At 66.1% G+C, this 12,955-nt stretch carries 14 protein-coding genes; all 14 read right to left on the bottom strand.

What is annotated here, in order from left to right:
* Position 1 precedes the first annotated feature (1 nt).
* Positions 2-229, bottom strand: coding sequence for a recombinase-like helix-turn-helix domain-containing protein (locus ACIPZ5_RS13930; protein WP_400809206.1), 228 nt, complete (start codon positions 227-229; stop codon positions 2-4).
* 10 nt (positions 230-239) lie between these two features.
* Positions 240-1,208: a VOC family protein gene (locus ACIPZ5_RS13925; protein ID WP_400809203.1), complete on the bottom strand. Its 969-nt coding sequence runs from the start codon at positions 1,206-1,208 to the stop codon at positions 240-242.
* On the bottom strand, positions 1,205-2,695 hold the full coding sequence (locus ACIPZ5_RS13920; protein ID WP_400809201.1) for an aldehyde dehydrogenase: 1,491 nt from the start codon (positions 2,693-2,695) through the stop codon (positions 1,205-1,207). The genes ACIPZ5_RS13925 and ACIPZ5_RS13920 overlap by 4 nt, the downstream gene beginning before the upstream one ends.
* Positions 2,696-2,704: 9 nt before the next feature.
* A complete protein-coding gene (locus ACIPZ5_RS13915) occupies positions 2,705-3,508 on the bottom strand; it encodes an aspartate dehydrogenase (RefSeq protein ID WP_400809199.1) in 804 nt (267 codons plus the stop codon).
* A gap of 10 nt (positions 3,509-3,518) precedes the next feature.
* Positions 3,519-5,204: a thiamine pyrophosphate-binding protein gene (locus ACIPZ5_RS13910; RefSeq protein ID WP_400809196.1), complete on the bottom strand. Its 1,686-nt coding sequence runs from the start codon at positions 5,202-5,204 to the stop codon at positions 3,519-3,521.
* A complete protein-coding gene (locus tag ACIPZ5_RS13905) occupies positions 5,197-5,994 on the bottom strand; it encodes an SDR family oxidoreductase (protein WP_400809193.1) in 798 nt (265 codons plus the stop codon). The genes ACIPZ5_RS13910 and ACIPZ5_RS13905 overlap by 8 nt, the downstream gene beginning before the upstream one ends.
* 2 nt (positions 5,995-5,996) lie before the next feature.
* Positions 5,997-6,818 carry an IclR family transcriptional regulator gene (locus ACIPZ5_RS13900; protein ID WP_343599188.1) on the bottom strand — a complete coding sequence of 274 codons (822 nt, stop codon included), beginning with the start codon at positions 6,816-6,818 and terminating at the stop codon, positions 5,997-5,999.
* Complete coding sequence (locus tag ACIPZ5_RS13895; RefSeq protein ID WP_400809190.1) at positions 6,815-7,666, bottom strand: alpha/beta fold hydrolase; 852 nt, start codon at positions 7,664-7,666, stop codon at positions 6,815-6,817. The genes ACIPZ5_RS13900 and ACIPZ5_RS13895 overlap by 4 nt, the downstream gene beginning before the upstream one ends.
* A gap of 4 nt (positions 7,667-7,670) precedes the next feature.
* The gene (locus ACIPZ5_RS13890) at positions 7,671-8,210 is read right to left on the bottom strand and encodes a cupin domain-containing protein (RefSeq protein WP_343599192.1); all 540 of its coding nucleotides are present in this window, start codon (positions 8,208-8,210) and stop codon (positions 7,671-7,673) included.
* 15 nt (positions 8,211-8,225) lie between these two features.
* The gene (locus tag ACIPZ5_RS13885; RefSeq protein WP_400809187.1) at positions 8,226-8,987 is read right to left on the bottom strand and encodes an SDR family oxidoreductase; all 762 of its coding nucleotides are present in this window, start codon (positions 8,985-8,987) and stop codon (positions 8,226-8,228) included.
* Positions 8,987-9,760 (bottom strand): ABC transporter permease, encoded by a 774-nt coding sequence (locus ACIPZ5_RS13880; protein ID WP_343599196.1) that lies wholly within the window; start codon positions 9,758-9,760, stop codon positions 8,987-8,989. Before ACIPZ5_RS13880 ends, ACIPZ5_RS13885 begins: the two co-directional genes overlap by 1 nt.
* Before the next feature lie 14 nt (positions 9,761-9,774).
* A complete protein-coding gene (locus ACIPZ5_RS13875) occupies positions 9,775-10,767 on the bottom strand; it encodes an ABC transporter substrate-binding protein (RefSeq protein ID WP_343599198.1) in 993 nt (330 codons plus the stop codon).
* 29 nt (positions 10,768-10,796) lie between these two features.
* On the bottom strand, positions 10,797-11,633 hold the full coding sequence (locus tag ACIPZ5_RS13870) for an ABC transporter ATP-binding protein (protein ID WP_343599284.1): 837 nt from the start codon (positions 11,631-11,633) through the stop codon (positions 10,797-10,799).
* A gap of 308 nt (positions 11,634-11,941) precedes the next feature.
* Positions 11,942-12,844: a DMT family transporter gene (locus ACIPZ5_RS13865; RefSeq protein WP_343599200.1), complete on the bottom strand. Its 903-nt coding sequence runs from the start codon at positions 12,842-12,844 to the stop codon at positions 11,942-11,944.
* Positions 12,845-12,955: the final 111 nt, after the last annotated feature.

The following is a 12,955-nucleotide window of genomic DNA, read 5'->3' as shown; positions in this document are numbered from 1 at the left end:
GTCACTCGCCCAGCCGTGCCATCAGGGTTTTGAAAGCGTCTTCGGTCCACTCGCCGCTGGTCAGCGGGCAAGGCGGGCCGGCCAGGTTGAGGTGGGCGAGCAGTTCGCCCAGCTCGCTTACGCCATTGCCGTAGGCGCGCTCGATCGAGTCGCCCAGCAGGTCTTCGAAGGGGGTGTTGGGCCGCTTGCGCGCCTGGTGGGGCTGCAGGTAAACCTCATTGCTACTCATGGGGTGGTCCTCAATTGTTCTTTGGTTTGTCGGTGAGGAATTTGCCTTGCGGCGCTTGAGCGTGCTGTTGGCGCCGGGTATTGCCGTCGATGCCGCCAGCGATCGCCCATTCGGCGAACACCGTCGGCCCGGGTTCGAATTCGCGCGGCTGCCAGTCGCCCGTGAGCTGGTCTTCGTCGGCGTAGTACTCCACCAACGCGCCCGCCGGATTCTTGAAGTACCAGAAAAAGGCCGACGACACCGGGTGGCGGCCCGGGCCGATCTCGGTGGCCCAGCCGCAGCGCGAGATGTGCATGCCGCCGCCGAACACTTCGTGGAGGTCGCGCACGGTGAAGGCCACATGGTTGAGCCCGGCGCGCGGGGCCGGTAGCTGCAGCATGAACAGGTCGTGATGGCCACCTTCCTCGGCCGTGCGCAGGAAGGCACCGCGGTTGGGGTAGCGGTCCGAGGCCTGGAAGCCGAAACGCTCGTGGTAGAAGGCCTCGCAGGCGTTGACGTCGGTCACGAAGAACACCACGTGGCCGACTTCTATGGGCGTGGCGCGCTCGTACACCGGCGCCGGCTTGTTGATCCGGCCCTTGGTCTGCCAAGTGTTGTGGCCGCTGCACTCGAGTTCCAGCGGACGCTTGCGGGTGACCTGCAGGCGGATCGCAAGGCCGTTGGGGTCGGTGCAACCGATACGACCATTGCCTTCGACAAAACCCGGGTCGTCGGCAATGCGCTGGCTGTACAGCGCAAGGTCGGCCTGGCTCTCCACGCCCCAGACCACTTCACGCACGGTCGAGCCCGGTTCGATCGCCGGCGGCAGGCCGGGCTTGTCGATGGCGGCCAGGATCACGCGGCAGCCGTTGAGGGTTTCGAAGACGATCTGGTCCTCGGCGGCGCTGACCTGGGTCAGGCCCCAGTCGCTGAAGAAGCGTGCGCTGCTGGCCAGGTCCTCCACGCCGTAGGTGACTTCATCGATGCCCAGTACGCTCATTGCCCTGCCTCCACGCTGGCCCAGGCCAGCGGTTGTTCGTTCATGCCCCAGTAGAGGCTTTTCTGTTCCATGTACTGCAGGATGCCCAGGCGGCCCTTCTCGCGGCCAAGGCCGCTGTCGCGCCAGCCGCCGAATGGGGTCGAGATGGAAAATTGCTTGTAGGTGTTGATCCACACCGTGCCGGCCTGCAGCTTGCGGCCCAGCGCCCAGGCGCGTTTGTAGTCGCGGCTCCAGATCCCGGCGGCGAGGGCATACAGGCTGTCGTTGGCCTGCTCGATCAGTTGTTCCTCGCTGTCGAAGGGCATTGCCACCAGCACCGGGCCGAAGATTTCCTCCTGGCACACCTGCTGCTGGTTGGCCAAGCCCTCGAGAATGGTCGGTGGGTAGAAGTACCCCTGGTCGAACATCCCGCCGCTGGGGCGTTGGCCGCCCAGGCGCAGGCGGCCGCCTTCGGCAAGTCCGAGGGCGACGTAGCGCTCCACCGATTCGCGGTGCGCAGCGCTGATCAGCGGGCCCATCTGCGTGCGCTCGTCCGCCGGGTCGCCCAGGCGCAGCTGCGCGGCGGCAGCGCACAGGCGCGCCATGAACGGCTCATACAGGGTGCGCGCGACGAACAGACGGGAGCCAGCGATGCAGGCCTCGCCCGAGGAACTGAAGATGCCATACAGCACCCCGGCCACGGCGTGGTCCAGGTCGGCGTCGTCGAGCACGATGGTCGGTGACTTGCCGCCTAGCTCCAGCGACACCGGCATCATCTTGTCGGCGGCGATATGGGCGATGTGCTTGCCGGTACTGGTGCCGCCGGTGAACGACACACGCTTGACCAGTGGATGACGGGTCAGCGCATCGCCAAGCAGCGAACCCTTGCCTGGCAGCACACTGATCAGCCCCTTGGGCAGGCCCGCGTCCTCGCAGATGCGCGCCAGCTGCAGGGCCAGCAGCGGGGTGATTTCCGCCGGCTTGATCACCACGGCGTTGCCGGCTGCCAGGGCCGGAGCAACCTTCTGTGCTTCGCTGGCGATCGGTGAGTTCCAAGGCGTGATCGCCGCCACCACGCCCATCGGCTCGTACACGCTCATGCTGACGAAATCGCCGCGTGACGGGGTGATGGTCTCTTCCATGGTTTCGCAGGCTGCCGCAAAAAACTGGAAAGTGCCGGCGGCGCTGGCCACCAGGGCGCGGGTCTCGGCGATCGGCTTGCCGTTGTCCTGGCGTTGCAGTTGCGCCAGCTCTTCGGCGCGTTCGCGGATCAGCCCGGCGATGCGCTGCAGCACAGTGGCGCGCTCATGGGGTTTGCGCTGGGCCCAGCCGCTGTGCAGGAAGGCCTGGTGGGCGCCCTGCACGGCGGCTTCGACGTCGTCCAGGCTGGCAGCGTTGAGCCAGGCTACGGGTTCGCCTGTCGCCGGGTAGCAGGTGGCATAGCGTGCACCGCCGCCCAGGCGCCAGGTGCCGGCGATGCAGAGGGGTAGAGTCTGTTCCGGAATCATGGCGTTCCCCTAGATGGATATGGCATGGGCGTGGTTGCCCAAGGCGCGAACCACGCTATAGACGGTCAGCGCTGAGGTTTTCGGGTTGGCCAACAGCGGCTTGCCGTGCAGGCTAATTTCGAAGCCGCCGAAGGTGCCGCAGGCCTTGACCTGGTGCACGTTCTCTTCGCCGTGCGGGTCGGCGACCAGCGTCACCCAGGTGCGATCCAGGCCGAGCCCGGCCAGCGACAGGGTGGCGGCGACGTTGGCATTCTTCGGGTACAGGCGGGCGGCTTCGCGGGCACTGCCCTGGAAGATCACCGTGGCCTCGCGCAAGCTGTCGAGGGTACAGACCTGCTCGGCCGGCGTGCCCTTCCACGCTCGTGCCGGCTTGCGACCGGTGTATTCCACGGTGTCGAGGCCGCCGACCTTGGCGGCCGACAGCGCATCGATGCCGCCGATGGCCCCGGGCAGCAGCTCGATGCGGGTACTGCCGAGCGCCGCCGCCGCTTCCAGGCGCTCGACCAGTCCCGGTTCGGACAACGCCCCGACCGACACCACCAGGCACGGGATGCCGCGCCGGAGCGCCGGCAGCACGTGCTCCTCGATGGCACGGTGGCCGGCGCACTCCAGCAGCAGGTCGGGGCGGGCCCCGGCCGGCAATGCGGTCAGCACCTGCGGTGGTCGGCGCAGGCGGGCCAGGCGCTGGTTGACCAGCGCTTCCGATCCCGGCGAGGTGATGACTGTGTCGACCTGCAACTGCCGATCGTGCTCGAGCAGTTCCAGCACGGCCACGCCGATGGCGCCGCAGCCGATCATGGTGATATGCAGCATGGGCAGGTCCTCAGGCGGCTGTGGCTTTCTGCGAGCGGGTTTCGCTGTTGGGCGGGCCGGCGAAACGAGTGGCGAACGGGCCGACGCTGAGCATGTCGACTTCCAGCAGGAACGGCCCGTCACTGCCCAGCGCGCCCTTGAGTACCGGGCCGAAGTCATTGAGATGGCGCACCAGGGTGTGGCGCAGGCCCAGCGATTCGGCGAGCTTGCCGTAGTCGGGGGTGTGCAGTTCGACGTAGGCGTGGCGGGCACCGTAGATGGCGTCCTGGATGTTGCGGATCACGCCATAGCGCTGGTCGTTCATCAGCAGGATCACCAGGTTGGCTTTTTCCTGCACCAGGGTCGCCAGTTCGCCCAGGTTGAGGATGAAACCGCCGTCGCCGGCCAGGGCGAACACCTTGCGCCCCGGCGCAGTCTCGGCAGCGGCGATGGCGGCGCCGATGCCCATGGCAAGGCCTTGGCCGATGCCGCCACCGAGGGCGTGCACGCCGGCCTGTGGGTGGTACAGGTTGAGCAGGCGGTTGCCCCAGATACTGTTGGACAGCGTCACGTCGCGGACCCAGGTGAAGTTGCGGCCAGTCTGCGCTTGCAACTGTTCGACCATTGCCGAGTACGGGCCGAGGTCGGCCACCAGCTGTTTGCGCGATTCGGCGCGCACGGCCTTGAGCGCGGTCATGAAGGCCGGATCGATGTTCAGGCGGCCCTGCAGGCGGTCGGCCAGGCCTTCCAGAGCCAGGGCGGCGTCACCGCAAATGAACAGATCGCTGGGATAGCTGCGGCCTTCGATGGCTGGGTTGGCGTCGATACGCAGCGTGGTGCGTGGCAGCTTCAGGGCGTACTTGAACGTTTCGTTGCTGCGCAGGCGCGAGCCGGCCACCACCAGCGCGTCGCAGGTCTGCATGAAGCCTTCGACCAGCTTGTTCTGCGAGAAGGCACCCAGGCAGCGCTCGTCGTCTTCGTTGACCACGCCTCGACCCTGGGTCGAGGTGATCACGCCGACCCCCATCTCCAGCAGGCGCTTGACCTGCGCCCCGGCATGCCGGGCTCCGCCACCGAGCCAGAGCAGCGGACGGGTGGCGCTGGCCAGGCGCTCGGCGACCAGGTCCAGCGCCTCCGGTGACGGGGCTGCGACCGGGATCGGCAGCGGCGACAGATCAGCGGGCATTGCAATCAGCGCCGACTGGATATCGATCGGGATCTCCACGCTGACCGGGCCGGTGGGCGCGGTGAGGGCGGTCTGCACGGCCAGCTTCAGGGTGCTCAGCGCGGTTTCCACGCTGCGCACGCGGAACGCCGCCTTGGACACCGCCTTGAGCATGGTCAGCTGGTCGCGGGCCTCGTGGATGTAGGCCAGTTCCTGGTCCAGATACGGTGTTTCGATCTGCCCGGTAATGTGCAGCAGCGGGGTGCCGGCGGTGAGAGCCTCGACCATGGCCCCGGCGGCGTTGCCAGCGGCGGTGCCGGTGGAGGTCAGGCACACGCCCAGGCCGCCGACGCTGCGGGCGTAGGCATCGGCCATGTTGGTGGCACCCGCTTCGCCGCGGGCCATGACGAAGCGGATGTTGCCGCGCACGGCGAAGGCGTCGAGGATTGGCATGTTGTGGATCGAGATCACGCCGAATGCGGCCTTGACCTCACACTGTTCGAGGAAAGCGGTGATCACGGCACCGACGGTGACGGTGTTTTCGTTACGCATGGCGGGACAAGCCTCCAGAAACATCGATATGAGTGCCAGTGGTGTAGGACGACAACGGTGAGGCGAGGAACAGGATGGCCTGGGCGGCTTCTTTGGGCAGGCCCAGGCGGCCCAGCGGGATCTGCTTGCGGCGGGCCAGCTGGGCGGTCCATTGCGCCCAGTCCAGGGCGCGTTCTTCGCGGGCCTCGAAGCGCCGGCGCCACTGCCCGGACTCGACCAGGCCAATGAGGATGCCGTTGACCCGGATGCCCTGTTCGGCGAACTCGAAGGCCATTGAACGCACCAGGTTTTTCAGCCCGGCGCGGGCCGCCGAGGTGGCCACCATGTGCGGTTCGGGCTGGCTGGCCAGCAGCGAGTTGACGCAGACGATCGATGCCCCGGGTTGCCCCTGCAACTGGGGCTTGAAGGCGCGCACCGGGTGGATCACCGAGAAGAACTTCAGCTGCAGCTCTTCGCTCCAGGCGGCGTCGCTGGTGTCGGCGAAGGTCGATACGCGGCCTTGTCCGGCGTTGTTGATCAGCACCCGCGCCGGCCCCAGTGCGGCCAAGCTGGCGGCGGCGAACGCTTGCACGGCATCGGCGTCGAGCACATCGCACACCTGGGCCAGCAGCCGAGCCTCGGGGAAGCGCTGGCGCAGGCTGGTTTCGGCGCTGCGCAGGCGGTCCGTATCGCGGCCGCAGAATGCCACGCGGGCACCGGCTTCGAGCAGCAGTTCGACGCAGGCCAGGCCAATGCCGGAGGAGCCACCGGTGACGATGGCGGTGCTGTCGTTCAGTGGGTAGAGGTTCATGCTCAATCCCTCATCAGCGCGGTGACTTGACCCGCACCGGGCCGGTAGTTCAGCAAGCGGGACAGCTCATCGGCGCTGCCGCGCACCTGGCCCAGCAAGCTGTCGAAATTGATGTGGCCGACCTGCGCGGTGGGGATGGTCAGGCCCAGCGCCGCAGTGACCCGGCCACTGGCATCGCGCACCGGCGCGGCCAAGGTGGAAATGGTCGATTCGAAGAAGCCTTCGCCGTGGACATAACCGCGCAGGCGGTCGGCCTGAACCAGGTCGAACAGTTCCAGCACGGTTTTCGGCGTGCTGGGCGAGTGCCGCTCCAGGTGCTCTTCGGGGTACAGTTCGCGCAACTCGGCCAGGCTCAGGTCGGCCAGAAGCACGCGCCCCAGCACCGTGGCGTGCGCCGGCAGGCGGGTGCCGACGGTTACCGCGCTGGAAAACACTGACGGCGGCGAGACCTTGGCCACGTACACGATCGAGCGGCCGTCGCGCACCACCAGGTTGCTTGGGTAGTTGAGGTGGTCGCACAGCCGCGCCAGAATCGGCTGGCCCAGTTCGGTCAGCTCAAGCGATGCCAGGTACTCGAAGCCCAGGCGCAGCACCGACATGCCCAGGCGGTACTCATTGCCGCTGCGGGTGACGAAACCCATGGTTTCCAGGGTGCTCAGCAAGCGGAAGATGGTCGAGCGCGGCAGCGCCAGGCGGCGGGCCAGCTCAGGGGCGGTCAGGGTGCGGTTCTGCCGGCTGAATTCGCACAGCAGCAACAGGCCGCGCTCAAGACCTGGCACGGTGTAGCGGTCCTGGTTGTCCTTCATGGCATCCGTATCGTTCATTGCACGCTACCTGTGAAAGAGGTGTCCAGTGCCCGGGCCAGGCGCCCGGTCACCGTCTCGGGTTGTTCGATGGCGCAGGCATGGCCGGCACCGTGGATCAGCTGGAATGGCGCAGCGAAGGCCTGGGCCAGTGCCCGACAGGCGTCTGCCGGGGTGATGCTGTCAGCACTGCCGCAGTGCACCTGGCAGTTGACCTGCGGGGGGCTGTAGCGCAGCAGGTCGTCGCCACACAGCAGTTCGATGGCTTGGCGGTAGCCTGGCGGGTTGAGCTGTGCCATGTTCCAACGCACCCAGGCCAGGGCGCTGCTGCTGGCGCTGGCGGAAACCAGGTGGGCGCTGCGGTTTTCGGCAAGTTGCGCGATACCCAGGGTGGCCAGATCGTGCAGGCGCTTGTCGCGCACGACCTGGCCCTGCTCGGGCCGGGCGCCGTAACCGCGTGCCGGGCTCAACAGCACCAGTTCGCTGACCCGCTGTGGTTGGGCCTGGGCGAAGGCCGCGGCAGTCAGCGCTCCCAGCGAATGGCCGACCAGCACGCAGCGCTCGACCTGCAGCGCGTCGAGCAAGCTGGCCAGGCGCGCGGCGTAGTCAGTGGCGCGGGGGCTGACCATCGGCAACGGCGCGGACTGGCCATAGCCTGGAGCATCCCAGGCAATCACCCGGGCCCGCTCGCACAGGCCCAGGGCAACCTGCAACCAGCTCGCAGCGCCCGAGCCGATGCCGTGCAGCAGCACAATCGCCTCGCCCTTGCCGGCTTCGCGGATCGCCTGCCGGGCGCCGCCCAGCTGCAGCAGGCGTTCGCCGAACTGCCGCTGGAGCTGGCTGAGCAAGCTGTCGGTGAGCCCTTGCATAGGCTTACCCGCGCTTGATCGAGGCCAGCGGGTGGGCTGGCGGGTAGGTGGGGGTAACTGGCTTCTTGGCGCCGAGCATCACGCACATCAATGCGTCTTCGTCGCCGATGTTGATCTCTTCGCGGTATACCCCCGGTGGCACTGAAATCAGGTCGCGGTCGGTGAGGATGGTCTCGAAGCGCTCGCCATCCTTCTCGATCACCACCTTGAGCTTGCCGCGCAGCACGAAGAACACTTCCTCGACGTCAGTGTGCAGGTGGGGCGGGCCTTCATGGCCGGCGGGGATGACCATGGTGGAAAAGGTGAAGTGCTCCGAGGGAATGGTGTTCATATCACTGCCGACGCCGGTGCCTCCGGTGCCCACGTAGCGCATCTGCGCGCGGCGGAACTTGGGGTCGTAGTCGGCCTGGAACTTCAACGCGTCCCAGTCGTAACGGCGGGATTCATAGCGGGCAATGCGCGTCTGCATCCACTCGGCGAGGTCGGAACCTGCCGGTTGTTCCCAGGTTTTCGGCGTTTGTTGTTCTACGGAAAGATCGGTCATGGCGGTCTCCTTTGCTCAGGGCATGACGAACCCGCCGTTTACCGGCAGGGTTTGTCCAGTGATGAAGCGCGACAGGTCGGAAAGGGCGAACAGAACCGCCCCACTGACGTCATCGGGCAGTTGTGGGCGCTGGATGGCCCGTTGGTCGATGTACAGGCGGTGGCGGGCTTCAGGCACGTAGGCGGTGGCTTCAACCTGCACCAGCCCGGGGGCGACGGCATTGGCAGTGATGTTGTCGCCACCTAGCTCGCGGGCCAGGCTGCGGGTCATGGCGATGATGGCGCCCTTGCTGGCGACATAGGCCAGCAGGTTCGGCGCGCCCCACAGCGGTGTGTCCGAGGCCAGGTTGACGATCGCTCCGCGGCCGCTCTCGCGCAGTGCGGGCAGGGCGGCGCGGGTCATCAGCCAGGTGCCGCGCACATTCACCTGCATCACCTGGTCCCAGGTCTCGATGTCCAGTTCTTCGCAGCGCTTGCCGCCGGAGTTGGTGATCGAGGCGTTGTTGACCAGGCCGTCCAGGCCGCCCAGGCGTTCGACGGTGCGTTCGATGCAGCGGGTGATCGAGGCCGGGTCAGCCAGGTCGAGGCTGACCCCGCTGACGTCAAGGCTCTGGGCGCTCAGTTCGCAGGCAGCCTGCTGCACGCGGCCGGCGAGGATGTCGGCGATCACCACCCGGGCACCGGCCTGGGCGATTGCCTGGGCAAAGGCATAGCCCAGGCCACGGGCACCACCGGTGACCAGCACTCGGCGGCCTGCGAGGAAGTTGTTGAAGGTCATCACGAAGTACTCAGCATGGCTTTGGGGAGGTAGTGCAGCACGCGTTTCTCGGCCCAGACCACGGCGCCGTAAGCCAGCACGCCGATAAGGGTGAGCATGACGATCGCCACGAACACGCCGGCGGTGTTGCCCTGGCCCTCGGCGTCCACCAGCAGGAAGCCAAGGCCCTGGTTGCCGCCGACCAGTTCGCCGACGGTGACCCCGATCACCGCCAGGGTCGAGGCGATGCGCAGGCCCGAGAACAGTGCAGCCATGGCCGAGGGGAACTCCACCAGGCGGAAGATCTGCCAGCGGCTGGCATTCATGGTGCGCACCAGGTTGATCATGTCTGGGTCGACAGTACGGATGGCCGAGAGCACGTTGATCATCACCGGGAAGAACACGATGAGGATGGCAATGAGGATCTTCGGGTAGATGGTGTAGCCCAGCCACATCACGAACAATGGAGCGAACGCCACCTTGGGCGCGATCTGCAAGGCCAGGATATAGGGCGAGAGCATGGCTTCGGCCGATGGTGACAGGCCCAGGGCAACGCCGATAGACACGCCGAGCAAGGCGCCGAGGGCGAAGCCGACAATGATCTCGAAGGCGGTGATCAGGGTATGTTCGAGCAGGCCGCTGCCATGCCACATCAGTGTGCTTTCTTCGACCACGCGACTGAGCGGTGGCATGACGAACTCGGGCATGCCGAGCAGACGAGGGCCCCATTGCCAGAGCAACAGGAACAGCGCGAGCAGGGCAAGGCTGCCCAGCAGTGAGGAGTTGTTTTTCATCAGGCGTTACCTTGTTATCTGGCCGCAGTCTGGGTGTCGATGAACTGGTTGCTGTAGAGCTCCTCGAGCGGCGACTCGCGGGGCACGATGCCTTCGCTGACGTAGAACCTGCGCACGGCGTCCAGGCGCGCCGGGTCGATGCGCCCGGGCACTGGCTGGCCGGCGTAGACATATTCGACGTACAGGCGCAGGGTCTTTTCCAGCGAGGCCTCCTTGCCGGCGTAGGCCGGTACCGCGCGGGCGAAAGTGGCGGCGGCAGCCTTGGGGTCGTCGACGATGTCCTTGAGGCCGCGCAGGGTGGCCTGGACCACGCCGCGCACCACTTGCGGGTGGTGCTCGATGGCATCGTCCGAGGCCAGGATCGCCTGGGCCATGCTCTCGAACACCTGGTCGCGGGGTATCAACTGGTACTTGAGCCCGGCTTCCTCGGCATTGATGACCCAGTCCGGCACCCCGGCCATGGCCTGGGCCTTGTTGGCCGAGAACAGCTGCCACACCCCCGATGGGCCGGCGGCCTGGATGTCGACGTCGTCCTTGCTCAAGCCGGCCTTGCGCAGCGAAGCGAGCAGGGCGTAATAGGTGGTGTCGGAATACGACATCACCGTCAGGGTCTTGCCTTTGAGGGCCTTGATATCGTGGATGTCGGCACTGGCGTTGGTGGCGATCATGGTCACTCCGCCGCCGCCGAGCACGGCCACGGTTCGTACCGGAATGCCGTTGGGGCGGACGATGATCGGAGTGTCGCCGATGGCGCCGCCGACCAGCGCGTTGCCGGCGCCAATCTGCTTGGCCACGTCCACGCCACCCTTGGCGGCGATGAAGGTCAGGTCGAGGTCCTGGGCCTGGTAGTAGCCCTTTTCCTTGGCGATGATCCACGGCGCAAAGGCCGGCAGGCTGGGCGGCGCCGGCAGCAGGTAGGTGACCTTGGTCGGCTCGGCCTGGGCCTGCAGGGCGAAGGCCAGGCCCAGGGCGGTGAGGGCGAGGCGTTTGAAAGGTGTATTGAACATGCTGACTCCCGGAAGGTAGTGAACGTCGATCAATGCAGTTCGTGGTCGGCGCCAACGTGCAACAGGTCCATCAGGCGCCCGGCCAGCGGGCCGATTTCCGGCAGCTTGCGGCGTTCGAGGGGGTTGTCGCGGTGGGGCAGGTCGATCTCGATTTCCTCGATGATCGTGCCGGGGCGGGGGCTCATGACCAGCAGGCGGTCGGACAGGGCGATGGCCTCGACCAGGTCATGGGTGATGAACAGCGCGGTCTTCTTTTCTTCGAACAACATGCGCGCCAGGTCCTGCTGGAGGATCATCTTGGTCTGTGCATCCAAGGCCGAGAACGGCTCGTCGAGGAACAGCACCTGTGGGTCGATGGCCAGGGTGCGGGCCAAGGCGGCGCGCTGACGCATGCCGCCGGAAAGCTGGAAAGGGTAGTGGTCGGCAAAGCCTTGCAAGTGGCAGCGTTCGAGCAGGTCTGTGGCGATGACCTTGCGATCGCTGGCCGGCATGCCCTGGATCTCCAGGCCCAGTTCGACGTTGCGGCGGATGCTGCGCCATGGCATCAGCAGGTCCTTCTGCAGCATGAAGGCCACCTTGGGCACCGGGCCGACGACCTGTTCGCCGCCGACCAGCACCTCGCCTTCGCTGGGGCGATACAGGCCCGAGCCCATGTTGAGGATGGTGCTCTTGCCGCAGCCGGAAGGACCGATTATCGACACCACTTCGCCACGGCGGATCTGGAAGTTTACCCCGCGAATCGCGAAGGGGGCTTGACGCTGGCCTTTGGCCGCAAAGGCCTTGCCGACATTGCGGAACTCGATTTCGGTGGGCGCCTGTGCATCGCAAGGGCGAGGCGTACTCCACTGGGGGGCGATTGCGTACATCTCTTTCACAGCCATGGGATCAACTCGCTGGTCTGTTTTATAGGTGATACGCCGTTTAGTGCATGAACAATGCCAGTTAAAACTTTTCCTTCATTTAAATAAAAAGTCGTTATTAATTAGTTAGTTAAAATGAATTGGCAAAAAATGACTTGTTTTATATATGAAACAAGGTTTTTTATATGGCACGTAAATGCCCATTCACGGCGCAGTGAAGTGGGCCGTGCTAGGGAACAGGGCAATTTGGGGTAACGCGGGTGGGGGGCGGTTTCACAGGTGAAACCGCCGCTGAGGGCGAGGGAGCAGGCCTGTCAGCGCGGCGACTGCTTGGCGGGCAAACCCCCTCCCGCAGGGCGCAGCACCATCCATAACGCCAGGCCGATCAGCAGTCCGCCATACAGGTGCGCCATCGAAAGCGGCTCGTCCAGCAACCAGGCACCCCACACTACACCGAACACCGGGATCAGGAAGGTCACGGTGCTGGCCTTGACCGGGCCAATCTCGGCCAGCAGGCGGAAGTACAGGATGTAGGCGAAGGCGGTGCACAGCAGGCCCAGGCCCAGCAGCGACAGCCATACCTGCCAGCCGCCCCAGCTCGCCGGTGGCTGGGTCAGGGCGCTCCATGCGAACAGCGGGCTCATCAGCAAGGTGGCGCCGAGCATGCTGCCCAGGGCTGAGAGGCGGCTGTCCAGGCCGCTGATCCAGCGCCGTGCGAGGAAACCGGCAAAGCCGTAGCAGGTGGTGGCCGCCAGGCAGGCCAGGGCACCTTGCACCAGGGCCATGTCCAGTGCCACCGGGCCGGCGCCGCTGAGGATGCCGACGCCGAACAGGCCGAGGAAGATGCCGCCGAGCTTGGGCAGGGTCATGGCCTCGCGGAAGAACAGCGCGCCGATCAGTACGCCCATCAGCGGTGTGGTGGCATTGAAAATGGCTGAATAGCCGGCGGGCAGCACCTGCGCGGCCACCGAATAGAAGGTGGCCGGGATGCCTGAGTTGATCATGCCCAGCACCAGGCAGGCACCGAGCTTGCCGTCGAAGTTCCAGCGCACACGGGTGGCGGCAAGAATGGCGATCAGGCCCAGGCAGGCGATGGAGACGCGCAAGAACGCGGTGGGAATGGTACCCAGCTGCGGGGCGATGATGCGCATGAACAGGAAACTCGCCCCCCAGACAGCGGCAAGGGTCAGCAGGCGGGCTAGGGCGATCGGGCTCACAACGGTCTCCGGGTACAGGTCAGGGCGCGAGTGTACGTGACTGGCGTGGGCGATTCTTGTGCTTTCTTGCGCTGTAAACCTGTACCGGCCTCTTCGCGGGTAAACCCGCTC

The sequence above is a fragment of the Pseudomonas sp. NPDC089428 genome (genome assembly GCF_044749325.1).
In the GTDB taxonomy this organism is placed as follows: Bacteria; Pseudomonadota; Gammaproteobacteria; order Pseudomonadales; family Pseudomonadaceae; genus Aquipseudomonas.
The sequence above is the reverse complement of the archived record's forward strand: the minus strand, read 5'-3'. Positions and strand labels throughout refer to the sequence as shown.